Annotated in this window: 27 protein-coding genes, 1 pseudogene and 1 riboswitch; of the genes and pseudogenes, 13 read left to right on the top strand and 15 right to left on the bottom strand. The window is 35.8% G+C overall.

All coding sequences use genetic code 11. From position 1 onward, the window contains the following. Window positions 1–301: 301 nt before the first annotated feature. A riboswitch (cyclic di-GMP riboswitch) is annotated at window positions 302–408 on the top strand. A 27-nt stretch (window positions 409–435) separates the two neighbouring features. Together I5776_RS08760 and I5776_RS08755 are read left to right on the top strand one after the other, a co-directional pair. Then, complete coding sequence (locus I5776_RS08760) at window positions 436–573, top strand: anti-repressor SinI family protein (protein ID WP_202780237.1); 138 nt, start codon at window positions 436–438, stop codon at window positions 571–573. A 101-nt stretch (window positions 574–674) separates the two neighbouring features. Then, on the top strand, window positions 675–1,007 hold the full coding sequence (locus I5776_RS08755) for a helix-turn-helix domain-containing protein (protein WP_202780236.1): 333 nt from the start codon (window positions 675–677) through the stop codon (window positions 1,005–1,007). Window positions 1,008–1,032: 25 nt separating this feature from the next. Here I5776_RS08755 and I5776_RS08750 read toward each other — a convergent pair whose 3' ends face one another. Then, window positions 1,033–1,305 (bottom strand): DUF5658 family protein, encoded by a 273-nt coding sequence (locus I5776_RS08750; RefSeq protein WP_202780235.1) that lies wholly within the window; start codon window positions 1,303–1,305, stop codon window positions 1,033–1,035. Between the two features lie 117 nt (window positions 1,306–1,422). Between I5776_RS08750 and I5776_RS08745 the strand changes: the two are divergent. Continuing rightward, window positions 1,423–2,588: pseudogene (locus tag I5776_RS08745) on the top strand (IS256 family transposase). Between the two features lie 241 nt (window positions 2,589–2,829). Here the strand turns inward: I5776_RS08745 and I5776_RS08740 are convergent. The 6 genes from I5776_RS08740 to I5776_RS08715 form a co-directional block, all read right to left on the bottom strand. Continuing rightward, window positions 2,830–3,447 (bottom strand): TVP38/TMEM64 family protein, encoded by a 618-nt coding sequence (locus I5776_RS08740; RefSeq protein ID WP_202780234.1) that lies wholly within the window; start codon window positions 3,445–3,447, stop codon window positions 2,830–2,832. 65 nt (window positions 3,448–3,512) lie between these two features. After that, window positions 3,513–4,121, bottom strand: a complete 609-nt coding sequence (locus tag I5776_RS08735; protein ID WP_202780233.1) for a TasA family protein — start codon at window positions 4,119–4,121, stop codon at window positions 3,513–3,515. Window positions 4,122–4,177: 56 nt separating this feature from the next. After that, window positions 4,178–4,756: a signal peptidase I SipW gene (gene sipW, locus I5776_RS08730; RefSeq protein WP_202780232.1), complete on the bottom strand. Its 579-nt coding sequence runs from the start codon at window positions 4,754–4,756 to the stop codon at window positions 4,178–4,180. After that, window positions 4,756–5,553, bottom strand: a complete 798-nt coding sequence (gene tapA, locus I5776_RS08725; RefSeq protein WP_246483956.1) for an amyloid fiber anchoring/assembly protein TapA — start codon at window positions 5,551–5,553, stop codon at window positions 4,756–4,758. Before tapA ends, sipW begins: the two co-directional genes overlap by 1 nt. A gap of 222 nt (window positions 5,554–5,775) precedes the next feature. Then, window positions 5,776–6,369: a CalY family protein gene (locus I5776_RS08720; protein WP_202780230.1), complete on the bottom strand. Its 594-nt coding sequence runs from the start codon at window positions 6,367–6,369 to the stop codon at window positions 5,776–5,778. Window positions 6,370–6,683: 314 nt separating this feature from the next. After that, complete coding sequence (locus tag I5776_RS08715; RefSeq protein ID WP_202780229.1) at window positions 6,684–7,244, bottom strand: TasA family protein; 561 nt, start codon at window positions 7,242–7,244, stop codon at window positions 6,684–6,686. 297 nt (window positions 7,245–7,541) lie between these two features. Between I5776_RS08715 and I5776_RS08710 the strand changes: the two genes are divergently transcribed. Genes I5776_RS08710 through I5776_RS08700 form a run of 3 tightly spaced genes read left to right on the top strand, consistent with a single transcriptional unit; the run spans window position 7,542 to window position 8,662 of the window. Beyond that, window positions 7,542–7,886: a helix-turn-helix domain-containing protein gene (locus I5776_RS08710; RefSeq protein WP_202780228.1), complete on the top strand. Its 345-nt coding sequence runs from the start codon at window positions 7,542–7,544 to the stop codon at window positions 7,884–7,886. 12 nt (window positions 7,887–7,898) lie between these two features. Next, window positions 7,899–8,069 (top strand): DNA-binding anti-repressor SinI, encoded by a 171-nt coding sequence (gene sinI / locus I5776_RS08705; protein WP_246483955.1) that lies wholly within the window; start codon window positions 7,899–7,901, stop codon window positions 8,067–8,069. Next, entirely contained in the window at window positions 8,066–8,662 is a 597-nt protein-coding gene (locus tag I5776_RS08700; RefSeq protein WP_202780227.1) for a class D sortase, read from the top strand. Before sinI ends, I5776_RS08700 begins: the two co-directional genes overlap by 4 nt. 24 nt (window positions 8,663–8,686) lie before the next feature. Here the strand turns inward: I5776_RS08700 and I5776_RS08695 are convergent, their stop codons facing one another. The 4 genes from I5776_RS08695 to I5776_RS08680 all read right to left on the bottom strand — a co-directional run bounded on the left by I5776_RS08695 (window position 8,687) and on the right by I5776_RS08680 (window position 11,613). Continuing rightward, window positions 8,687–8,938: a YqkE family protein gene (locus I5776_RS08695; protein ID WP_202780226.1), complete on the bottom strand. Its 252-nt coding sequence runs from the start codon at window positions 8,936–8,938 to the stop codon at window positions 8,687–8,689. A 76-nt stretch (window positions 8,939–9,014) separates the two neighbouring features. Further along, window positions 9,015–9,683, bottom strand: coding sequence for a CoA transferase subunit B (locus tag I5776_RS08690; protein WP_202780225.1), 669 nt, complete (start codon window positions 9,681–9,683; stop codon window positions 9,015–9,017). A 30-nt stretch (window positions 9,684–9,713) separates the two neighbouring features. Then, window positions 9,714–10,403 (bottom strand): CoA transferase subunit A, encoded by a 690-nt coding sequence (locus I5776_RS08685; protein ID WP_202780224.1) that lies wholly within the window; start codon window positions 10,401–10,403, stop codon window positions 9,714–9,716. Between the two features lie 22 nt (window positions 10,404–10,425). Beyond that, window positions 10,426–11,613 (bottom strand): acetyl-CoA C-acetyltransferase, encoded by a 1,188-nt coding sequence (locus I5776_RS08680; RefSeq protein WP_202780223.1) that lies wholly within the window; start codon window positions 11,611–11,613, stop codon window positions 10,426–10,428. A 273-nt stretch (window positions 11,614–11,886) separates the two neighbouring features. On the opposite strand from I5776_RS08680, the gene I5776_RS08675 reads away from it, so the two are divergent. From I5776_RS08675 to I5776_RS08650, 7 genes are all read left to right on the top strand, one after another. Then, window positions 11,887–12,546 carry a 5-bromo-4-chloroindolyl phosphate hydrolysis family protein gene (locus I5776_RS08675; RefSeq protein WP_202780222.1) on the top strand — a complete coding sequence of 220 codons (660 nt, stop codon included), beginning with the start codon at window positions 11,887–11,889 and terminating at the stop codon, window positions 12,544–12,546. After that, the gene (locus tag I5776_RS08670) at window positions 12,543–13,721 is read left to right on the top strand and encodes a toxic anion resistance protein (RefSeq protein ID WP_202780221.1); all 1,179 of its coding nucleotides are present in this window, start codon (window positions 12,543–12,545) and stop codon (window positions 13,719–13,721) included. Before I5776_RS08675 ends, I5776_RS08670 begins: the two co-directional genes overlap by 4 nt. Window positions 13,722–13,854: 133 nt before the next feature. Continuing rightward, window positions 13,855–14,748, top strand: coding sequence for a hydroxymethylglutaryl-CoA lyase (locus tag I5776_RS08665; protein WP_202780220.1), 894 nt, complete (start codon window positions 13,855–13,857; stop codon window positions 14,746–14,748). A gap of 62 nt (window positions 14,749–14,810) precedes the next feature. After that, a complete protein-coding gene (locus I5776_RS21580; RefSeq protein WP_258223510.1) occupies window positions 14,811–14,942 on the top strand; it encodes a hypothetical protein in 132 nt (43 codons plus the stop codon). Window positions 14,943–15,029: 87 nt separating this feature from the next. Then, on the top strand, window positions 15,030–15,968 hold the full coding sequence (locus tag I5776_RS08660; protein ID WP_202780219.1) for an alpha/beta hydrolase: 939 nt from the start codon (window positions 15,030–15,032) through the stop codon (window positions 15,966–15,968). A gap of 89 nt (window positions 15,969–16,057) precedes the next feature. After that, complete coding sequence (locus tag I5776_RS08655) at window positions 16,058–17,473, top strand: glycoside hydrolase family 18 protein (RefSeq protein ID WP_202780218.1); 1,416 nt, start codon at window positions 16,058–16,060, stop codon at window positions 17,471–17,473. Window positions 17,474–17,563: 90 nt separating this feature from the next. Then, a complete protein-coding gene (locus tag I5776_RS08650; RefSeq protein ID WP_202780217.1) occupies window positions 17,564–17,761 on the top strand; it encodes a CDGSH iron-sulfur domain-containing protein in 198 nt (65 codons plus the stop codon). A gap of 111 nt (window positions 17,762–17,872) precedes the next feature. Here the strand turns inward: I5776_RS08650 and I5776_RS08645 are convergent, their stop codons facing one another. From I5776_RS08645 to I5776_RS08630, 4 genes are all read right to left on the bottom strand, one after another. Further along, the gene (locus tag I5776_RS08645; protein WP_202780216.1) at window positions 17,873–18,706 is read right to left on the bottom strand and encodes an SPL family radical SAM protein; all 834 of its coding nucleotides are present in this window, start codon (window positions 18,704–18,706) and stop codon (window positions 17,873–17,875) included. Window positions 18,707–18,798: 92 nt separating this feature from the next. Further along, on the bottom strand, window positions 18,799–19,131 hold the full coding sequence (locus I5776_RS08640) for a YolD-like family protein (RefSeq protein ID WP_202780215.1): 333 nt from the start codon (window positions 19,129–19,131) through the stop codon (window positions 18,799–18,801). Further along, window positions 19,128–20,396 (bottom strand): Y-family DNA polymerase, encoded by a 1,269-nt coding sequence (locus I5776_RS08635; protein WP_202780214.1) that lies wholly within the window; start codon window positions 20,394–20,396, stop codon window positions 19,128–19,130. Before I5776_RS08635 ends, I5776_RS08640 begins: the two co-directional genes overlap by 4 nt. A 601-nt stretch (window positions 20,397–20,997) precedes the next feature. Beyond that, window positions 20,998–21,795, bottom strand: coding sequence for an SDR family NAD(P)-dependent oxidoreductase (locus I5776_RS08630; RefSeq protein WP_202780213.1), 798 nt, complete (start codon window positions 21,793–21,795; stop codon window positions 20,998–21,000).

The following is a 21,795-nucleotide window of genomic DNA, read 5'->3' as shown; positions in this document are numbered from 1 at the left end:
ACAGAATAATCTCAAAAAACATTTCAACAACTTTATGTGATTTTCGACAAAATATATTACTTTCGAGTATTATTTTTATGAGTAATAGTCTTTAAAACTACCTAAAAAATCTAGTTAATCGACTTTTATTTACATCAAAATACAAAATTATTTGATTTTCTACAATTTTTTTATTCCATACGCCGCAAATAAACGCATTTTCGACATCGACAAATTATACGAGTATCTTATTTTCTAATCCTATATACTCACATTTGTAGGGAGTAGACTATAAGTAATAGTAAAAATGAAAGCAATTCTTATCAGAAAAGGGCAAACCTATTGAAAAATGGGGACGCAAAGTCACAGATCTAAGGATTGGGACATAGAGAAACCCTTTGTCCCAGCTATGGTGGCTGGACTACCTAAATACTATCGTATTTTAGGGGGATAAAAATGGAAAATCAAAAGGTTGATGGATTGTCGTTAGATCAAGAATGGGTGAACTTAATTTTGGATGCAATTGACATGGGGATGAGTATTTCCGATATTAAAGAATACTTTTCAAAAAATAAACTGGAGGTTAAATTTTAAAAATTGATACATAGTTCATATCGTGCACGTTTTTTTTGTTCTAAATATGAAACAATTCCTTCGCTATATGTTATAATAAATCGAAGGAAGGTGAGATGTGTATGATTGGTCAACGTATTAAAAATTTTCGACTTCAAAAACAATTATCTTTATCAGAACTTGCAGAAAAGGCTGGAGTTGCAAAATCATATTTAAGCTCCATTGAGCGAAATATCCAATCCAATCCTTCTGTTCAATTTCTTGAAAAAATTGCTGCTGTTTTAGGAATTTCCGTTAATTCCTTATTACATGAGGAAATCGAAGCGACTGATGCAATCGAACTTGACTCAGACTGGGAACTTCTCGTCCGGGAAGCAATGAATTCAGGTGTATCGAAAGATGAATTCCGTGAGTTTTTAGAATTTAATAAATGGAAATTAAATAATCATAAATAAAAGCGTTCATTCAGATGAACGCTTTTTATATTTTTACAATCCAATATATATGAAGTGAAAAAACAAATGAATAGACTACAACGGCCGTATACGTCGTGTATTTCACTATGTTTTTTGTAGGTATTTTGTTTGCATAAAGAAAACTATATAATAGGAAGGAAAACGACAATTTCACTAGTAAGAACAAGAATGGGTGTTGATTGTAAATATAGCCCATTAACGGGTTTGCCTCTTGTATCAAATCTAATTTTAGACCAATAAACGATATGACTGCGTCGATGATATTTAATGCTGCCAAACAATGAAAGGCAACAAGATTAAGTCCATATAATTGTGTAAAAAGAAAAGAGTCATTTTAATCCCTCTTGGAAACAATGTTTTCAACGACGATAAACAATGAAAAGAGGAATATAAAATGACCCAATTACAGTTTAACCTAGATATGGATCTTTTAAAAGAATCTGTTTTGAATTCCAATATTGACGCAGTTATTAAATCAGCGATTGTTTTAGTTTTAAATGAGTACATGGAAAAGGAAAGAGATGATTATTTACATGCGGACGCTTATGAACGCTCTCCTGAACGTCTAGATTACCGCAATGGCTACTATGAAAGAGAACTAACCATGAGTATCGGTAAAATAAAACTAAGAGTGCCTAGAACTCGAAATGGGGAGTTTTCATCTTCCGTTTTTGAAAAATATTCTCGGTGCGACCAGGCTTTAGTTCTCTCTATGCTGGAGATGGTTATCAATGGGGTTTCTACCCGTAAGGTTACGCACATAGTAGAACAACTTTGTGGCGAAAATATCTCGAAGTCATTCGTTTCTTCCCTTACTCAGAAGCTTGATCCTATCGTCAATGATTGGGCCAAACGGCCTTTAAATATAACATACTATCCATTTGTTTTTTTGGATGCAATGTATATAAAAGTTAGAGAACATAACCGTGTAGTCTCTAAAGCTGTTTATATTGCCACAGCTATTACGGATCACAAAAAGCGTGAAATACTTGGTCTAAGTGTAGATCACGCTGAAAGTTTTGAGAGTTGGAGCCATTTTTTTAAACAACTTAAATCACGAGGTCTTCAATCTCCAAAGTTAGTGATTTCAGATGCTCATCAAGGACTACAAAAAGCCATTCAACGAGAATTCATTGGAACTAGCTGGCAAAGGTGTAACGTACATTTTAAACGAAATATCATTGAAAGACTACCTAAAAAGACTCCGCCGATATTCGAATGATGATAAAGCGTATTTTTGAAGCGGTCACTATCGAAGACACCCGGAAATGTAAAGAGGAGCTGATGGATCAGTTTGGTGAAAATTCTAAGTATAAACAGGCACTCTCTATTTTAGATGAAGGGTTCGAAGATACCATTCAATACATGGAGTACCCGGAAGATATACGATGCCACATTCGTAGTACAAATTCTCTTGAACGTTTAAACCAAGAAGTACGTCGAAGAGAAAGAGTTATCCGTATCTTTCCAAATACACAGTCTGCTTTTCGTTTAGTTGGAGCTGTTTTAATGCATTATCAAGAGACCGTATATTCAAAACAAAAATCTATTAAGAGATAGCTATGTTTCATTTTTAAGGTAACTTCCATTCTTGGATTATTCCATATCCAGTCAAGGCTATCAAAGGAAAACCACCTTTGACACCCTTGACTGGATATGGAGTAAAAGACGCATGGAAGTTTCGCTCAAAAAATGTAAAGGGGAAGGATTAACCCCAAATATCATAACAGGTTGAAAACATTGTATAGGATTTTACACAATATTAAGGACTTGACTGGCAACAATCATAGAACCTCCCCATTTACACTTGTATTTTTCTTTTTTGGATATGAATAGTTGCGATGACTGTAATGATGACAAAATAAGCCCCGTAAATTGCGATTGACAGTAACTTATTATTAGCAAATAAACTACCCGCAAACGTAAAAATAATAATTGCGGGAAACTTTCCTATTAAGGTGGCTATAAAGAAAATTGGCCACCTAATCACACTGACACCACAAAGTACATTCAGTAATGGTGCCGGTATTATTGGAGCCAAACGTAAAAGCAGAATGCCGAGAAATGCATTTTTTTGAAAAATACTTTCATATTCTCTCGCCTTCGGATATTTATCAAGTACTTTTTGTACCCATTGCTGGAATCCGTATCTTGCCATAAAGAACATAATCATTGATCCGAAAACACTGCCGCATAAAGAAATGATGGCTCCCAACCAAACACCAAATACAGAACCTATTATCCCTGCAACAAGTGCAAACGGCATAACAGGAAAAAAAACAAGCAAAGCTACAAAAAGCAGGCTAATGATTATGGCCATGCTCTCCCCTGATTCAATCAGATGAAGCATTCCTTCTTTTTGTGTATAGGCAAATATGATTATGGAAATTGTTATCACTAACGTTATGATTTGCTTCATCTAAGTTCCCTCTTTTTCTTAAATACAATTTATAAAAATAGCGTATTCAATGAATACGCATCTTATTATATCTTTTTTAAATCGATGGATTTTTTTCGTTGGTACAGATACAGTGTCGCACCGCCTATAACCAAAACCATGCCTCCAATGATAAGGTTAAATATATTACTTCCTGTATTCGGCAATACTCCTCCATCAGCTGGTAACAGTCCGCCTAATGTACCTCTAACATAGAGCTTAATTGTAAATTTACTCGTTAATCCTTGATATTCATTTCCTAGTTCTGCAGGAAAATCTACTTTGAAGGTAAGAGTTTCTTTATCTGATTTGGCCAATTTTCGGTAATCAAAGCCATCAAAATCGGTAAGTTTCCCACTATATAATACGCTATGTTTATCAGATATTTCAATTTTCAACTGTTTAAACAATTTTTTTGACCCCGACTTAAAATGAGCAGAGGCTGTGTATTCAAAATCTTGTTTTCCATTATTAAGAATAGTATATTCCCTTACAGCCCAATCACCTGGTTTCATATTATCGACATCAAATAAGATTTTATGCGGGGATGTTTCAATATTAATTTCATCATCGGTTGTTGCTGCCGCAATTTGACTGAACGGCATTAGCAGAAAAACCAATAAAACTAGAGGGACCCATTTTCGAATTTTTTTCATTCACTCTCCACCCTCGTAAAAAAAATGTATTAGACGGGAACCTCCCGTCTAATCGATTATGCTGATTTTTCAATGTTTTCCGGAGGAGTCTTTTTGTCATCAATTTGGGCAATCGCTCTCCAAATAGAAATAATTGAATAGCCGAGCAATAATAATCCCGGTAGGATGAGCAGCAAGGCACTTCCATTTTTTGATTGTGAAAAATTAATGAAATAGCCTACGTACGGTAAGGTAAATCCAGTATATTTAGCTAATATATTTTGCGACAGGACCGGTTCCATATCTGCCGTTTTATTATTATCGCCTTTTGTTCTATATATTACGTCTTTGCCATTTTCATTTACTTCGATAATTCGATGAGTCACTATTGTTTTTTCATCTGCTTTAAATGTAATGACATCGCCTTTTTTAAAATGTGTTTTATCTTCTGCAGGTTTTACGGCGATAATTGATCCGGTTTTGATGCCCGGTTCCATTGATCCAGATAATACTGTCTTTAACTGATAACCTAAAAATTGTGGTTCACCGCCCGATGCTTTAGAGGATATCACAACGAATAGCATAAAAACTAAGACTAGAAATAAGATTGTTGTGATAATTGAACTAATCCATTTTGTGATTTTTTTTGTTTTCATTACTTGTCACCATCCGTTTTTGTATTTGATTCCCCATCTTTCGGTTCCGGTTCTTTTGGTTCCGTAGTTGTCGTTTGATCTTTTTTATTTGGATCTTGTTTTTGGTCTGTATTTTCTGTTGAATCTTTAGGATCCTGTTTTTCATTTTTATCTTTATTTGCATCATCATCGGAATCTTCTTTTTTATCTTGATTGTCTTTCTTGGTTTCATCATTTCCGTTTTTATCATCAGGTTTTGTTGTTTCATTTTTCTGATCGTCTTTCAGTGTTTCATCTGATTTTGATTTATCATCATCATTATTTACAGGGTCTGAAGTTTTCACTTCATTACATGTGATAGTAATTGTTTCACTCCATAATTCACCCTTACCTGGGTGACCTGTTCTTTGTAATGCCTTAAATTTATAATTCCCAGGTTTACTTACATCAAATGAAAGATCACTCGATTCTTCTGAGGCCATTTTACCGATTGAACCTTCACCAATCTTCGATCCCTTTTTCGGATTTCCATTTTCTGCGTAGTACACTTCAAACGTTGAAGTACCCTTCATCTCTTTTCCAGTGTTCTTTATAGTTGTAGTAATTGTAGTTTTAACACAACTTGCGATTTTTTGATCATTATTAGTAAATTTGAGTGAACTTTTATCCCATTTTCCATCATCAGGTTCTTCAACTTCCCATGTACCTGCTGTGATTGTACCGTTTACATGATCTTCATCATTGAAATAGGCTCCGGTGTTTGAAGTTAGATAGGAACAGGTAAATATGGCGATGTACCAAATAGCTACGATTTTCACTATATTAGTTATTTTTCTATTTTTACCTTTAAACTTACGAAGACGTGAGTTTCTAATAGTTACTCCCCCTTCCAAGTGTTTATGGAATATTTTTTATTTTTTTTAACCAACCCTACATAAATATGTATACGTTCGATTCGTTAAAAAAAACAAATCGATATTCATTTATATTAATCGATTAAGGAAGGTAGAATGAGTCTACCCTCCTCATAAAATTATTTATTATTTTGCTACCCCAGCACCTTGTTTACCTTCAAATGTCCATTTAAGTTGTAGGGAATCGCCTTGGAATTGATTTTGATCTTCTTTATTGTCTACAAATTCAAATTGAACCCAAAGTTTATCATGAGTTCCTGCAGCTAGTTTACCTCCTCTTTCACCTAACCATGGAGAGAAGATATTTCCTGCAATAACATCTGGAGACAAGGATTGTAATTTGTCTAATGTAGTATTCCAAATGACATCATCGACCTTATCTCCGTTATATAGGAAATTTACGCGAATATGTTTACCGAAATCTTCAGTATTACCGCCTTTTGCATCAGTAACTGTGTAACTAGTTTTCAAAAGAATCTTCGCAATATCCAATGAACCATCATTATTTAAATCAAAAGAACGAAGCATTGTATCGCCTGGTTTAATATTTGTTACATTAATAATTTCTGTTGGATTTGTACTTAATTGCAATGTTCCAGCTGCAAAGTTGCCTGTTGCTTCTGCTGTATCACTGAAATACGCGTATGTACCTCCCCCGATTAGTGCTAATCCTAGTGCAGCTGATGCTACGCCCATACCTAGTTTCTTTTTAAGACTCATTTTGTTTCCTCCTCTTTTTCCCTTAAAAATTTTTTATTTTGAACCCTTATGATGAACATAAGGAGTTGCAAACTTTTTTGTTCCTCATAAACGTTCTCTTTTGTTCGTTTTAACGAATAACTATTTTGAGTATAGGACATTTAGATTAGTTTGAAAAATCGTGAAAATCATCATATTTTCTTTAAAACGAACGTTTTTTGTTCTTTATCACGTTTTACCTCTTGTTTCCTTACTTTTTTGTATTTCTTTATAAAATTACTTTTTTATAAAGAACAACAAAAAGGCGTAAAAGCTAAGCTTTTACACCTTTTGTTTTATTTAGATTCTCCATCCTTTTGTTTCGCTTCAAAATTCCATTTCAGTTTCAATGAATCACCTTGGAATATATTTTGGTCCTTTTCATTATCAATAAACTTAAATTGAACGGTAAATTTGATTTGTTTTTTCCCTGCAGGAACATTCTTCAAAACTTCTATAGGGTTATTGTTTAATTCTGATAATGTTTTTCTAAAAACTACATTTTCTTTTCCTTCTACTTTATAAAGGTACTCGACCATTATATGATCTCCAAAGTCTTCCGTGCCATTATCTCCGTTTACATCAGTAACCTCATAGGAGGAATTTAATAAGACTTGTTTCATATCAAGAGATCCATCATTAGATAACTGGAAATCCCTAAACATATAATCTCCTGGCTTTAAATTTTTAATATCCACAATCGTTGTTTTATTTATTCCTAAATCCAGTGTACCATTTGTAAAACTTCCCTTTGCCTCAGTGGTATCACTAAAATAAGCATATGTCCCGCCACCTATTAATGATAAACCAAGTGCAGCTGTAGCCATCCCCATTCCTAACTTCTTTTTAATACTCATCAAAAAGTACCTCCCCTTCTCATAGTTGAGTTCTTAATCGTTTCTAGTGATCACTTGCAAATTCAAGTTTGTTTCTAATTAAGAACACTTAATATAAGTGTAGGACATTCTAACTATTTATAAAAATCATAAAATTCACCTATTTTTCGGTATAAAGAACACTTTTCATTTGTTTTCTCTTTTATTCTCTGTCTTGCGTACTATTTTACAACTTTATAAAGAACGTAATGTTTTTTATAATGAACAAAAAGAGAATCATATTACTGTTTAATTCCATGACGATTTGAGGAGAGAGAGATGATTGGTGAACGAATAAAGAAATTGCGGATTGAAAAGGGATTTTCCATTACACAGTTAGCGGCACTTGCTGGAATTTCAAAATCCTATTTAAGCTATATCGAACGGGATTTGCGAAATAATCCTTCACTCGAGTTCCTTGGCAAGATCGCTAAACCACTTGATACAACAATAGAATTTCTTCTTCATGAAAATATAGAGAATGAAAGTGAAGGGAATCATATTGATGAGGAATGGCGGAAGCTGTTGAATCATGCGATAAATAACGGATTAAATAAAGAGGATTTTCAAACACTTCAGGAATTTTTCATCTTTAAACATTGGAAAGAAACGAAAAAAGACTAGGGGGATCAGAAAATGGGGATGGGTCTAAAAGAAAAAAATGAATCGATTGATCAACAAGAATGGAGAATATTACTAGAGGAAGCAAGGAATTTGGGAATTACTCCAAATGAAATTCGTCATTTCCTTGAAATTATGAAAACAACCAATCCGGAGTTATTACAAGATTTATATAAAAACAGATGATAAAGCCATTGTCTTTCATTATTATTTTATTTGGCCTGCTGTTTATCGGAATTGGTGGGTATCAATTTTTCAAAACACAACATGCTCAAAGCAAAAGCATCGAAAAGGCTCAGCAATTATTAAAACAAACAAATGATGTAAAAAAGCAAACACCCCAACAAAAAACTGATTTTAAACCAAAGCAAAATGACGTTGTAGGGATACTGTCCATCCCACAAATCAGTGCAGAGTTACCAATAGTTGAAGGAACGGATGAAGATGATTTAGAAAAAGGGGTAGGACATTATAAAGGGACCGCATATCCTATGGACAATGACCAAATTGTTCTATCCGGCCATCGGGATACAGTGTTTCGGAAAATGGGTGAACTACGTGTAGGAGACATTTTAACGATTAAACTCCCCTATGGGACATTTTCCTATGAAATTAAAGCGACAAAAATAGTTGATGCTGATGATCGCAGTGTTATTCAATCAACAGCACCTAATGAAGTGTTGACAGTAACAACTTGCTATCCCTTTTCTTATATCGGTGATGCGCCAAATCGCTATATTATTACGGCATTACCTGTCCAACTATCTCCAAAACAATAATAGTGTGCAGCTTTTTGCACCCTATTATTGTTTATATTTCTTCCAATCCATTGAACTTTCATTTAATAATTCTTCAAATGATTTATTTTTTTCCTTTTGTCTTCGCTCCTCACGTTTTCGTTCCGCTTCCTTAAGCTTTTTAGTTTCTTCTTCATCTTTTAATTGTTGTTGTGCTTGCTTTAATTTTAAGAGAATATCTTGATTTAATGTATCTTGCAATGTCAAATGATCATCTGTTTTCTTCGTTTTGGGTTGTTTAGTATTTTTCTTAGCCATTAGAAATACTCCTTTATAATAATAAGAAAGAGGATTAGCTTATTATCGCTAATTCCTCCCTATTTTACTACAAATATTAATAAGCCTCTAGTTTCACATCTTCGAAAACATGTAGCTCTGGCTCTGTTGAAGTAAGAACATCTTCAACCGAATACCCTTTTGCCACTTCTTTTAATACAAGACCTTGATCAGTAACATCAATCACTGCCCGATCCGTAATAATCCGGTTGACAACACCTTTACCGGTCAGTGGTAAGCTGCATTTTTTTAATATTTTTGCATCACCATTTTTATTGACATGATCCATAATAACGATAATTTTTTGAGCGCCGTGAACAAGGTCCATTGCTCCGCCCATGCCTTTAATCATTTTTCCTGGAATCATCCAGTTCGCTAAATCGCCATTTTCTGAAACTTCCATTCCACCTAAAATAGCGATATTAATATGTCCGCCACGGATCATCGCGAAGGATTCTGCACTATCAAAATAGGATGATCCAGGGATGGCCGTTACCGTTTCTTTGCCAGCATTTATTAAATCAGCATCAATATTGTCTTCTGTTGGATATGGACCAATTCCGAGAAGCCCATTTTCTGATTGCAAAACTACTTGTTTATTATCGGAAATATAATTAGCTACTAACGTAGGCATGCCAATCCCAAGATTCACATAGAACCCATCTTCTATTTCCTTTTCAGCTCTCTTCGCTATCTTTTCCCGTACTAAAAATTTATCTTCTGCCATTTAGGAACACTCCTTTCCCTATGTATCTATTTATTTAGAAATGGTTCTTCTTTCAATCCGTTTTTCCTGGTCTCCTTGGATAACCCTTTGAACATAAATACTTGGTGTATGGATGAAATTTGCATCTAGTTCGCCTGTTTCATAGAGTTCCTCTACTTCAGCTATTGTTACCTTGCCAGCTGCAGCAATCATCGGATTGAAGTTACGGGCCGTTTTGTTATACACTAAATTGCCCATTTTATCGCCTTTCCATGCTCGAATTAGACTAAAATCGGCTGTTAAGCTCTCTTCTAATAAGTATTCCTTCCCATAAAATTCCCGTGTTTCTTTCCCCTCTGCAATCGGCGTCCCTACTCCTGCTGGTGTATAGAACGCTGGAATACCGGAACCACCTGCACGGATCTTTTCAGCTAATGTTCCTTGTGGGGTTAATTCGACCTCTAATTCTCCGGCCAATACTTGGCGCTCAAATTCTTTATTTTCTCCCACATAGGATCCAATCATTTTCTTAATTTGCTTATTTTTCAATAATGGGCCTAATCCCCAATCATCAATTCCGCAGTTATTGGATATGACCGTCAAATCCTTAACCCCTTTTTCAACTAATGCTTGAATTAAATTTTCGGGAATCCCACAAAGTCCAAAGCCGCCAACCATTAATGTAGCTCCATCATGAATATCGGCAACAGCTTCCTGAAAGGATGTGTACACTTGTTTCATTTTCCCCTTACCTCCTAATCAATTAAACTAGTTCGACAATTGTAGCAACGCCTTGGCCCCCACCAATACATAGAGTGGCTAGCCCTTTCTTTGCTTGTCTTTTTTTCATTTCATGAATCAACGTCACGAGAATTCTTGCTCCGCTTGCCCCAATGGGATGTCCTAAAGCAATTGCCCCGCCATTTACATTTAAAATCTCTTTGTTGAAATGAAGTTCGCGATCAACAGCTAATGATTGGGCTGCAAACGCTTCGTTTGCTTCAATCAGTTCAATTTCTTCTAATGATACATTCGCTTTTTCAAGCGCCTTTTTCACGGCTGTAACAGGTCCTATTCCCATAATACTTGGATCAACTCCTGCATTTGCATTGGCTTTAATCGAAACAAGGGGAGTTATTCCTAATTCATCAGCTTTTTTTCTGGACATGACAACAACAGCTGCTGCCCCATCATTAATCCCCGATGCATTACCAGCTGTAACAGATCCGTCCTTTTTAAAGGCTGGTCTCAAACCTGCTAATTTTTCTTCTGATGTACCTTTTTTCGGATATTCATCCGTATCAAAAATGACCGGGTCCCCTTTTCTTTGCGGGATTTCTACTGGTACAATTTCCTCTTTAAACTTTCCATCTTCTATTGCCTTTACTGCTTTTGTTTGACTATTTGCGGAAAATTGATCTTGTTCCTCACGGCTTATTTGATATTGGTCACAGAGATTTTCAGCTGTAATGCCCATATGATAATCGTTAAACGCGCACCAAAGTCCATCTTGGATCATGCTGTCGATAAGTTTTTGATCCCCCATTTTGAAACCATCTCTTGCATTATTTAAAAGGTATGGGGCCCTGCTCATATTTTCCATGCCACCGGCTACAATTATATCGGCATCACCCGCTAATATCGCCTGGGTTGCCAAGTGAACCGCCTTCAATCCTGATCCACACACTTTATTTATCGTCATTGAGGAAACGCTTTCAGGGACACCAGCTTTAATGGCCGCCTGACGCGCTGGATTTTGTCCTAATCCTGCTTGCAAAACATTCCCCATAATAATTTCATCTACTTGATCACCATTTACTCCCGCTTTTGCTAATGCCTGTTTAATAACAATCGCACCGAGTTCCGTTGCTGGTGTATTTTTTAATGTTCCATTGAAACTGCCAATTGCCGTCCGTACGGCACTTACTATGACTACCTCTTGATTTCCCATCGTTCTCCTCCCAGCTGTAGTTATATGTCTACCTTCTTTCGTCAAAAAATGACGTTACTCAACTACTTCTTCGATAAAAAATGCGAAATTCCTCTAATTTTTTTAAAAATTCTCTTTAAAAAAGTGTCCTGATTCTTGCGAAGTAGCATTCTCTACACCTCAAGATGTATTTATTTCATACGCATTCTGCTTTATAATAATATGCAATGAATCTTTTTTTTACGATAACCGTATGAATTAATGTAATAGTTCTTTAGACAGGAGTCGATTGGAATGCATCCATTCTTAGCATTTTTGTTGCGATTGATTATCGCACTGCCTACTACTGTGGCCATCTGGTTGATTAGTTTCTTTGTATATTCCCAAACCTATTGGCTGTCTTCTCTCTTTGCATTAGGCGGTGGTGCAATTGTTTATTCGGTAATCAAATGGAATACAAGCCACCACTATTTGAAAAAACATCGCTTAACAAGAAAAGAGTATGCTTATATTGTCAAAAATTTAAAAGAAGCACAAAAGAAAATACAACGATTGCAAAAATTGTTTTTCAGTATGCGTAATATCGGTGCATTTAAACAAATGTTTGAAATTATTCGACTCACAAAACGAATCCAAACGATTATCAAAAAAGAACCTGGGCGCTTTTTCAAAGCTGAGAAGTTCTATTTCTATCATTTAGATTCGATTGTTGAGCTTTCTGAAAAATATACATTTTTAGCTTCTCAACCAGCAAAAAATGATAAACTCTCCTATTCTTTAAATGAAACACGAGACACTTTAAAGGATTTAAAGAGATCCATCGAGAAAGATTTATATGAAGTACTGTCAAGTGATATTGATCATCTTGAAATGGAACTGGACGTAGCTAAACACTCATTAAAAACATTAAAAAATCCACTGACAAAAGACGATGAAAGGAGAACAATCAAATGAGTGAAACAAAAGACACCTTGTGGCAAGAAGATACAAGTACGGGCATGGATGACCTCCTCTCAAATCCATTTGGAGATAAGGAGCTGGTCATTAATGACACACCTACACAAAATCAAACGGATAGACCGACCCGATTAATAGATGTATTACCGGAAGAAAACCGGCAAAAAGCGGTTCAATTAGCCGAACAAATTGACCCGAAAAACCATCAATCCATCATTTTATACGGGACGCAAGCACAATCTAAGCTGTTGAATTTTTCCCATTCGATGCTCGATCATGTTCAAAAGAAGGACATTGGTGAAATTGGGGATATTTTAAGTGACTTAATGAAAAAATTGCACGATGTGAATCCTGATGAACTATCCCCTGAGAAGAAAGGTCTTTTCTCTCGAATGTTTGGAAAAATCTCCAATTCGATACAAGAAGTACTTTCAAAATATCAAAAAACAGGTGCCCAAATTGATCGTATAAGTGTAAAGCTCGACCATTCGAAAAAAACATTATTAGCCGACGTGCAAATGCTAGAGCAGTTATATGAAAAAAATAAAGATTATTTTCATGCGTTAAACATTTATATTGCTGCCGGTGAAATTAAGCTTGAGGAATTGCAAACTAAAACAATTCCAGAATTAAAAAATAAAGCGGCTGCGACAGGAGATCAAATGGCCGTTCAAGATGTCAATGACATGATACAGTTTGCGGATCGTCTTGAAAAAAGACTTCATGATTTGAAACTAAGCAGACAAATAACGATTCAAAGTGCCCCGCAAATTCGTTTAATTCAAAACACAAATCAGGCGCTTGCTGAAAAGATTCAGTCCTCCATCATGACGGCAATTCCATTATGGAAAAATCAAATTGCTATTGCCTTAACATTAATCCGCCAGCGAAGTGCCGTTGAAGCACAAAAGCAGGTATCAAAAACTACGAATGATCTTTTGCTTAAGAATGCTGAAATGCTGAAACAAAACACATTAGAAACAGCTCGGGAAAATGAGCGTGGGCTCGTTGATATTGAAACATTAAAGAAAACACAAGAAAATCTCGTTTCTACGTTAGAAGAAACACTCCGTATTCAACAAGAAGGTCGAGCAAAACGCTACCAAGCAGAACAAGAATTAATGACGATGGAAAACGAGTTAAAACAAAAGCTATTAAATTTAAAATCGTAATTCGAAAAAACGGTAAAGGACACATATCTTTGCCGTTTTTTTGTGCTGACTACTCCCCGCTTTCTTTCATTTCACATTATTCTTGCAATTTAACATTAACTCTCACTACAATAGAATTGGGAGGGAGAAATTTATGTTGTCATTACCAAAGAAAATTTCTATTATTGAAGTTGGTCCACGTGACGGATTACAAAATGAAAAGAATTTTGTTCCAACAGAGACAAAATTAATGTTTATCAATAAACTTACTAGCGCTGGGATTAAGGAAATGGAATTAACTTCTTTCGTTTCTCCTAAGTGGGTGCCGCAAATGAAGGATGCTTCGGAAATCGTTGCTTCTCACCCTAATATCTTTAGAAATATCGTTTTAGCCCCGAATCGTAAGGGTATTGATCGAGCTTTAGAACTAGGGTGCCATTCAATCGCTGTTTTCGTAGGTGTAAGTAACAGCTTTAATAAAAAAAATATTAATAAGAGCACAATGGAAAGTTTAGAAGAATTAAAACCGATTATCGCTGAATTAAAGAAAAAAGACATTTTTGTGAGAGCATGTATTTCCACTGCTTTTTATTGCCCGTTTGATGGAAAAATCTCGGAAAGTGACACACTTCATTTGTGTGAAGAATTCGTTGCTGCTGGAGTTGACGAGTTAAGTGTGGCAGATACAATCGGAATGGCAACTCCATCGGAATCTTTCTCATTGTTTTCTTCCTTAAAAGAACGTCTTCCGAATGTTCTTTTAACTGCCCATTTTCACGATACGAGAAAAATGGCTCTCGCCAATATCTTTGCCGCTTTACAGGCTGGCATTGATCGTTTTGATACTTCTGCTGGCGGTCTTGGCGGTTGTCCATTTGCACCTGGTGCAAATGGAAATGTAGCAACGGAAGATGTCGTTTATATGCTCGAAAGAATGGGAATTGATACAGGTATCAATTTAGATAAGCTTGTCGAAGCGATTGATACTATTTCACCCGTTCTATCGCGAAAAATTAATAGTGGCTATTATCAGCTTTCTAAAAAATAAGTATAATTTTTCCCGTTTTGCTCATTTTAATGTTATCGAATGTTTAAGGAGGATGACTGCAAATGACAAAACAACGTGAAAAAGGATATAGTCAAAAAGGGAAACCGACTGCGGATACGACAAAACAAACGATCGCTGCAGAAGAATTAAATAAAGCAATCCACCCTACTAACCGACAAAATTCAGAACAGTAATTACTAAATGGAAGCTGACTTAATTCGTCAGTTTCCTTTTTTATCTTTATGGTAAAATAATCAAAAAAAACGATGGAGGCGGGCAAAATGAAAAAACAGCTTTCCATTCTCGGTGGTGCAACGCTCCTTGCAACAACTGGGTTAGGACTATATCTTTCGGAAAGAATTATGCATATGGCAAGAAAGGATGAACAATTTGTATTCGATCGAGAAGTCCATGCAAAGCGTCTCGATCCTCTCTCGTTTGAAACCTTGCCAAAACAGGAGATGTGGATCCCTTCCCCTTTCGGATATAACATAAAGGCTATATTCGTTCGTCCATATCCCGAGGAGAAGAAATACATGATTTTTTGTCATGGCGTCACCGAAAATAAAATAAATTCTATCAAATATATGAACATATTTATTGAAAGAGGCTATAATGCGATTATTTATGATCATCGAAGACACGGTGCTAGCGGCGGAAAAACGACTAGCTATGGTTATTATGAAAAGCATGATTTAAAAGCTGTAGTTGATTACCTTCTTTCTGTTGAAGGAGAGAATGTCTTTTTTGGCATTCACGGGGAATCAATGGGGGCAGCGACAACCCTTTTATATGCGGGAAGTCTTGAAGATCGGGCTAATTTTTATATTGTCGACTGCCCTTTTTCTGATTTTCGTGAGCTTTTAGCTTATCAAATCTCATGTGAAATTAAATTACCTGGAAAATGGCTCCTACCTCTTGCCAACCTATTTATTAAATTTCGCGATGGATACTCTTTAAAGAACGTTTCTCCGATCAATGTTATTGAAAATATTAAAAAACCGATATTATTTGTACATAGTGAAAAAGATGACTATATATTACCAGGGATGACGAAAGCTTTATTTGAAAAAAAGAAAGGTGGAAAAATGCTCTATCTTGCTATTAATGGTGTGCATGCTCAATCTTTTAATGAAAATCGTGAAGATTATGAAAGAACAGTGGATGAATTTCTTATGAAGTATGTGAAAGATAAAGGTTTTTCTAAGCAAAATGCATAAAAAGTTTCTCTTTCTAGTGATTTTTTTAAACATTTATACTTGTATATGAATACAGTATTTATAGGGAAAATAACTAGGGAGAGATCCGAATGAATATTCATGTTGTACAGAAAGGAGAAAGTCTGTGGACTATTTCCAAACGATACGGGGTGAACATAGAACAAATTTCAACGGCTAACCAGTTGAAAAATCCGAATGCATTAGTGATCGGCCAAGCACTTGTTATTCCTTCACCCGGTCGCGAATACATTATTCAGCCCGGGGATAATCTATGGGCGATTGCGCAACGGTTTGGAATATCAGTGCAAGCAATCACTTCAGCCAATCAACTATCAAACCCGAATGATATTTCCGCTGGTCAAGTACTCTTCATTCCTATCAACTATCATACTGTTCGCTCAGGTGAATCACTTTGGACAATTGCACAGCAATATAATGTCAATCCCGCAAATATTGCTAAAGTAAACCACATAACAAGCCCATACACTCTTTATATTGGTCAAGTACTGCGAATCCCAGAAATAGCCCGGCCATCCAAAGAAGTAAATGCGTATATAACAACGCTAGGTTCGAGTGCTTTCGAAAACATTCATCAGCTTGGAAGATATCTTACTTACTTATCACCATTCACTTATTCGATAAAAGAGGACGGGAGCCTCACAGAATTGAATGACACTGCTGTCATCAGCGCAGCCCGTTCTGAACATGTCTCCCCTTTATTAGTCGTAACAAATTTTGTTAATCAAGATTTTAATTCCGATCTGGCTGCAAGCCTTTTAAGAAACCAATCGGTTCAAGAGCTGTTTATTAAGAACCTCCTAGCAATAATGCAAGAAAAAGGATATAATGCCGTTAATTTTGACTTTGAATACATCTATCCCGAAGATCGTGAAAATTATAATTCTTTTCTAAGACGTGTCGTGTCACAGCTTCATCCGAAAGGCTTTTTAGTTTCAACGGCTTTAGCACCGAAACTTACATCTGAACAAAAAGGGGTTCTTTATGAGGCACATGATTATGCAGCACAGGGAAAGATTGTTGATTTTATTATTTTAATGACATACGAATGGGGCTGGGCAGGTGGCAAACCATGGGCCATCGCACCAATTAATGAAGTGAAAAAAGTTCTAGATTATGCTGTGACAGTGATTCCACGAAATAAAATAATGATGGGGGCACCGTTATATGGCCGCGATTGGAAAATTCCTTGGCAGGAAGGTAGTATTGCAAAAACCGTTAGTCCCCAAAAAGCGATTCAATTAGCGCAGAAATATGGTGCAAGCATCGAATACAATACAACCTACCAATCTCCCTTCTTTCGCTATACTGACGAAACTGGTCAACAGCATGAAGTTTGGTTTGAAGATGCAAGAAGTGCCCAAGCAAAGTGTGATGTCGTCAAAAACTACCGTCTTAGAGGAATTAGCTATTGGGTACTTGGAAACCCTTTTCCACAAAATTGGCTCGTCCAAGAAAATAATTTTAAAGCCCTTAAATTAGTCTAATTGAAATCCTTTCCATAACTGTTGTTGCTTTTTTATATTTTTCCTTATACCATCATAATAGATTGTCTAATTTTAGAAAGGATGATGATGATGTCTAAAGTACAAATTAAAGTGAATGATAATGGATCTTACCGTGTAACAGGCGACGTGGAACTAGTTGATGCGGAAGGAAATGTATTTGAAACGAAACCTTCTTTTTCATTATGCCGCTGTGGCTTATCGAATAAAAAGCCATTTTGTGATGGATCCCATAAAGGTAAATTTGAGTCTGTGGTTCGTGCAGAGTAGTTTTGTTGATTTTACTAGCAGGTAATCCTGTATATAACTTTTTATGATGTAAAAACCCCTTAAGTTGATTCTTAGTCCAACTTAGGGGGTTCGCTTCGTGATCTAAGCTTTTTATTTTGGAAATGCTTCATTTTTAGAAACCCTTATCATTTCACTAGGAAAGTATTTATGAAAATATTTTTCCACCATTACATGTATATCTTTACGATACCACTTGGATAAACCATGTTCCTCAAATACTTTTGGCATTCCTAATCTCTCTGATCGCTTCCCCATTGATCCATCACCAATACTTAGAGTATCAATCCAAATATAATTTACGATTCCTTTCAATTCTTCTGGAAAATCAGGTGTAAAAGGTAACACCGGGGAAATTGAAGCTTGTGTAGGTATTCCGGCGTCATGAATTTCTTTTAAGGCTTTTAGCCGAATTTTAATTCCCGGTGCATACGGTGCAAATATTTGCTTAATCTCTTCTCTGTCGGTTTCGATTGTCATAGATACCAAAACTTCACATTTCTCTTTCAATCTTACTAGCAAATCAATATCCCTTGTGACAAGTGGGCTTCGTGTTTGAATTTGAAGAAAATCAGGAGGGTTCTCAATCATTTCTGCTAAGATCGCTCTTGTAATATTTGCTTTACGTTCTATTGGTTGATAAGGGTCCGTTGCAGAGGACATAAATATATTTACGGGTTTGTTCTTCTTACGAAGTTTTATGATTTCATTCCGGTAATTTTCAGCCGCATTTGTTTTTATGTCCAGCCACTCCCCCCAAGGAATTTCTTTGAATCTCTGAATCGGCATTTCCCTTACATAGCAGTATCTGCAAGAAAAGGCACACCCACTATAAGGATTCAATGAATGTGTAAATCCGACATCTAAATAACCTTTTGCTTCTGTAAGGATTTTTTTAGAAATTATTTCTTTCATTTCAATCTTCACGTACTTTTCTCCTCTCTTTGGGTTTATCTTAATATTAAAAATGAGGGAAAAGCTTCTTTATTGTATGATAAACCTCATTCAGTACCTACGGTTTAATCTTTAATTTGTACATTTGTTACCTGATTAAACTCTATATATTCAATGTCTTCATTCATTGCTTCAATCTTAATTTTTTTTTCTAAAGAATCCATTTTAATTATTTTTCCAACAATTCCCCTTATAAATCCATGTTCAAAAATAGAAAACTCTACAGGTAATTTAAATTTCTGTGCGTACTTTATTTTTTCCTCAAACTCCTGAATCTGGTATTCGTCAAGTAATGGTTTGTCTAGCCGTTTTAGATCTACAGACATATCTTTTAACATTTTTACATGCTCTGGTAGCATTAGTGAGACCCATTTTTTATTCCCTCTGTCACGAATCATGCTTTATGTCCCCCCACAAGTGCTGAACGTTTTAAAGCGGTCCCGGCTTCAGTGAAAGAAACCGCCCTCAAGACCGCTGCTGAACCAAACTTATCTCTGATCTTATCTACAACATATCCTAAATCATGTAATTTTGTTTTGTTAGGCTCAAACAAATTTAATTGTAATGTTGAATCATCAACAATATTAGAAAGAGATATAGATATTTGGCGAACGTTCTTTCCGGAATAAAATTTATGGAATAACATTAAACATACTTTATAAATGGTCATCGTTACGTTCGTTGGTTCATCGACAGTATAAGACCGATGAAAGCCACCGCCAAAATCAGCATCACTATATCCAATGCCTAAACTAATGGTTCTCCCCGCTTTTTTTGAGGTCCGAGCTCTACGTGCGACTTCCTCGCACATTTCTAATAGTACTATTTTGATTTCATGTTCCTCCTTATAGTCACGCAGTAGGATTTGACCTTTCGCAAAACTAATTTGCCCTTCGATGATAGGAGCTCCTAATTCAGATAAATCGATTCCCCAAGCATGATGGTAAAGCTGATTTCCCATAATGCCAAATTCCTTTTCCAATAACTTTAAATCATATTTTGCCAAATGACCGACAGAAAAAATCCCCATTCTATTTAGCCTATTTTCAATTCTTCTTCCTATCCCCCACATTTTCCGTAAAGGGGATACTGTCCAAAGTTTGGTTGGAATATCCTCATAAGTCCATTCCGCTATTCCATCCTTTACTTTTTTAGATTCCAAATCTAGCGCTAGTTTTGCCATAAGCATATTAGGTCCAATGCCAATCGTGCAAGGAAGCCCAAAGGTGTCGAGGATTTGCTTTTTGATCATATGCGCAATTGTTTTCGAGTCACCGAATAATTTTTTCAGTCCATCTACTTTAATAAATGATTCATCTACACTATAGATATGGATATCTTCCATAGGTGCATACTTATTAAAAATTTTTATTAATTCAGTGGAAATTTGTAAATATGTTGACATTTGAGCTTCAACAACTTGGATTCTATTGTCATCGGGAATATCAAACATACGAGAAGATGCTGGTTTAATGCCAAATTCCTTTTTTAATTTCGGCGAAGCAGCGAGCACAATACTTCCTGATTGCTCTTTGTTTCCAACCACCGCTAAATAGCATTCCATAGGGTCTAATCCCCGCATAACCGCACTGCAACTTGCATAAAAACTTTTCATATCGATACACAGTATTTGATTCTGCGGGAGTTCATCGTAATCAATCATTACTAAGCCCCTTTTCTATGGTTCTTTACAATGATTTATTTTAGAACCTTTTTTCAACTATATAATCTCCCTGCAAACAGGAACGTTCGTTCTTATTATATGTATTATTTTATTCGAATATACGTTCGTGTTCAATCATCAGTTTTTGGAAATTAGGAAAAAAGTCCGTCATTCATAGCTGACATGGATTATTTAAAATAAGCGGAACTTCTCCGGCTATACTGCAGAATAGAGCTTGATTTAGGGAATATAAGCGGAGAATCTCCGATTAAGCAAAGCAATATTACCCATTTTCACATTTTTATAATCAATAGTCGGAAAACTTCCGTCTATTTAACCTATTGTCAGTGCTATTTTCTATTTAAGGGAAATTTCTCCGCCTATTTATCAAACTCGTTTTGGCATCTTAATGCACTTATGGTTTTGTGAAAAAAAGGCTTAGAGATGTATTATCTCTAAGCCTTTTTGACTGTGAAGTTTATGTGATTTGCTATTTAATTTGGTCTGTGATTTAGACATTTGAACCTCTAAAAAAGTTTTTCTATTTCCATATTTATTTCTACTCACATAAAAAACCCGAATAGTAATCCGGGTTACATCCTTACTTTTTGAAAAACGCCTTTCTCCCTAACCGTTCTACCGTTCGGGGAAATAAAGTATAGAAAATACTCCCTACATTCATCCAACCGGGCGCATTGATTTCCCTGCGTTTTGTCAGCATGCTGTCAACAATGTTCTTCGCTAACTTTTCCGGATCCAGCATAAATTTTTCAACACTTTTTGCGTAAGTTCCAGATTTATCAGCTACATGAAAAAAATTAGTAGCAATTGGGCCGGGATTGACCGTTGTCACAAAGACGTTATATGGGGACAATTCCATCCTTATGCTATTAGAATATCCAATAACAGCGAACTTTGTTGCAGCATAGACACTTGATTTGGGAGTGGCCATTTTCCCAGCTTGGGAGGCGATATTAATGATATGTCCAGATTTGTTCGTTCGCATCGATGTGAGGACCTCTTTCGTACAGGCCATTAGTCCAACAACATTCACATCAAACATTCCTTTAATATCGGTCATAGAGGCTGAATGTGCCTCTTCAAAAACACCGTACCCCGCATTATTGACTAATACATCAATGTTTCCAACTTCCTCCCGAATGTTTTGAAAAACACCTGGAATCTGTTCATGGGAGGAAACATCTAAAAATTGAATGCTACATCTCACCGAATACTTTTCTACTATGTTACGTTTCATCACCTTCAATTTTTCAATATTGCGGGCAAGAAGGACGAGATTGGCCCCATTTTTTGCACATTTGTAGGCAATCTGTTCACCTAGCCCCCCCGATGCACCTGTAATAACAATAGTTTTGTTATGAAGACGATGATTCGTCAT

It is taken from the genome of Heyndrickxia vini, assembly GCF_016772275.1.
Lineage (GTDB): Bacteria > Bacillota > Bacilli > Bacillales > Bacillaceae_C > Heyndrickxia > Heyndrickxia vini.
The sequence above is the reverse complement of the archived record's forward strand: the minus strand, read 5'-3'. Positions and strand labels throughout refer to the sequence as shown.

Coding starts and splice junctions, on each gene's coding strand:
- I5776_RS08760 (WP_202780237.1), top strand. CDS start 436: ATGGAAAATCAAAAGGTTGATGGATTGTCGTTAGATCAAGAATGGGTG.
- I5776_RS08755 (WP_202780236.1), top strand. CDS start 675: ATGATTGGTCAACGTATTAAAAATTTTCGACTTCAAAAACAATTATCT.
- I5776_RS08740 (WP_202780234.1), bottom strand. CDS start 3,447: ATGAAGCAAATCATAACGTTAGTGATAACAATTTCCATAATCATATTT.
- I5776_RS08735 (WP_202780233.1), bottom strand. CDS start 4,121: ATGAAAAAAATTCGAAAATGGGTCCCTCTAGTTTTATTGGTTTTTCTG.
- sipW (WP_202780232.1), bottom strand. CDS start 4,756: ATGAAAACAAAAAAAATCACAAAATGGATTAGTTCAATTATCACAACA.
- I5776_RS08720 (WP_202780230.1), bottom strand. CDS start 6,369: ATGAGTCTTAAAAAGAAACTAGGTATGGGCGTAGCATCAGCTGCACTA.
- I5776_RS08715 (WP_202780229.1), bottom strand. CDS start 7,244: ATGAGTATTAAAAAGAAGTTAGGAATGGGGATGGCTACAGCTGCACTT.
- I5776_RS08710 (WP_202780228.1), top strand. CDS start 7,542: ATGATTGGTGAACGAATAAAGAAATTGCGGATTGAAAAGGGATTTTCC.
- sinI (WP_246483955.1), top strand. CDS start 7,899: ATGGGGATGGGTCTAAAAGAAAAAAATGAATCGATTGATCAACAAGAA.
- I5776_RS08700 (WP_202780227.1), top strand. CDS start 8,066: ATGATAAAGCCATTGTCTTTCATTATTATTTTATTTGGCCTGCTGTTT.
- I5776_RS08695 (WP_202780226.1), bottom strand. CDS start 8,938: ATGGCTAAGAAAAATACTAAACAACCCAAAACGAAGAAAACAGATGAT.
- I5776_RS08690 (WP_202780225.1), bottom strand. CDS start 9,683: ATGGCAGAAGATAAATTTTTAGTACGGGAAAAGATAGCGAAGAGAGCT.
- I5776_RS08685 (WP_202780224.1), bottom strand. CDS start 10,403: ATGAAACAAGTGTACACATCCTTTCAGGAAGCTGTTGCCGATATTCAT.
- I5776_RS08680 (WP_202780223.1), bottom strand. CDS start 11,613: ATGGGAAATCAAGAGGTAGTCATAGTAAGTGCCGTACGGACGGCAATT.
- I5776_RS08675 (WP_202780222.1), top strand. CDS start 11,887: ATGCATCCATTCTTAGCATTTTTGTTGCGATTGATTATCGCACTGCCT.
- I5776_RS08670 (WP_202780221.1), top strand. CDS start 12,543: ATGAGTGAAACAAAAGACACCTTGTGGCAAGAAGATACAAGTACGGGC.
- I5776_RS08665 (WP_202780220.1), top strand. CDS start 13,855: ATGTTGTCATTACCAAAGAAAATTTCTATTATTGAAGTTGGTCCACGT.
- I5776_RS21580 (WP_258223510.1), top strand. CDS start 14,811: ATGACAAAACAACGTGAAAAAGGATATAGTCAAAAAGGGAAACCGACT.
- I5776_RS08660 (WP_202780219.1), top strand. CDS start 15,030: ATGAAAAAACAGCTTTCCATTCTCGGTGGTGCAACGCTCCTTGCAACA.
- I5776_RS08655 (WP_202780218.1), top strand. CDS start 16,058: ATGAATATTCATGTTGTACAGAAAGGAGAAAGTCTGTGGACTATTTCC.
- I5776_RS08650 (WP_202780217.1), top strand. CDS start 17,564: ATGTCTAAAGTACAAATTAAAGTGAATGATAATGGATCTTACCGTGTA.
- I5776_RS08640 (WP_202780215.1), bottom strand. CDS start 19,131: ATGATTCGTGACAGAGGGAATAAAAAATGGGTCTCACTAATGCTACCA.
- I5776_RS08635 (WP_202780214.1), bottom strand. CDS start 20,396: ATGATTGATTACGATGAACTCCCGCAGAATCAAATACTGTGTATCGAT.
- I5776_RS08630 (WP_202780213.1), bottom strand. CDS start 21,795: ATGACGAATCATCGTCTTCATAACAAAACTATTGTTATTACAGGTGCA.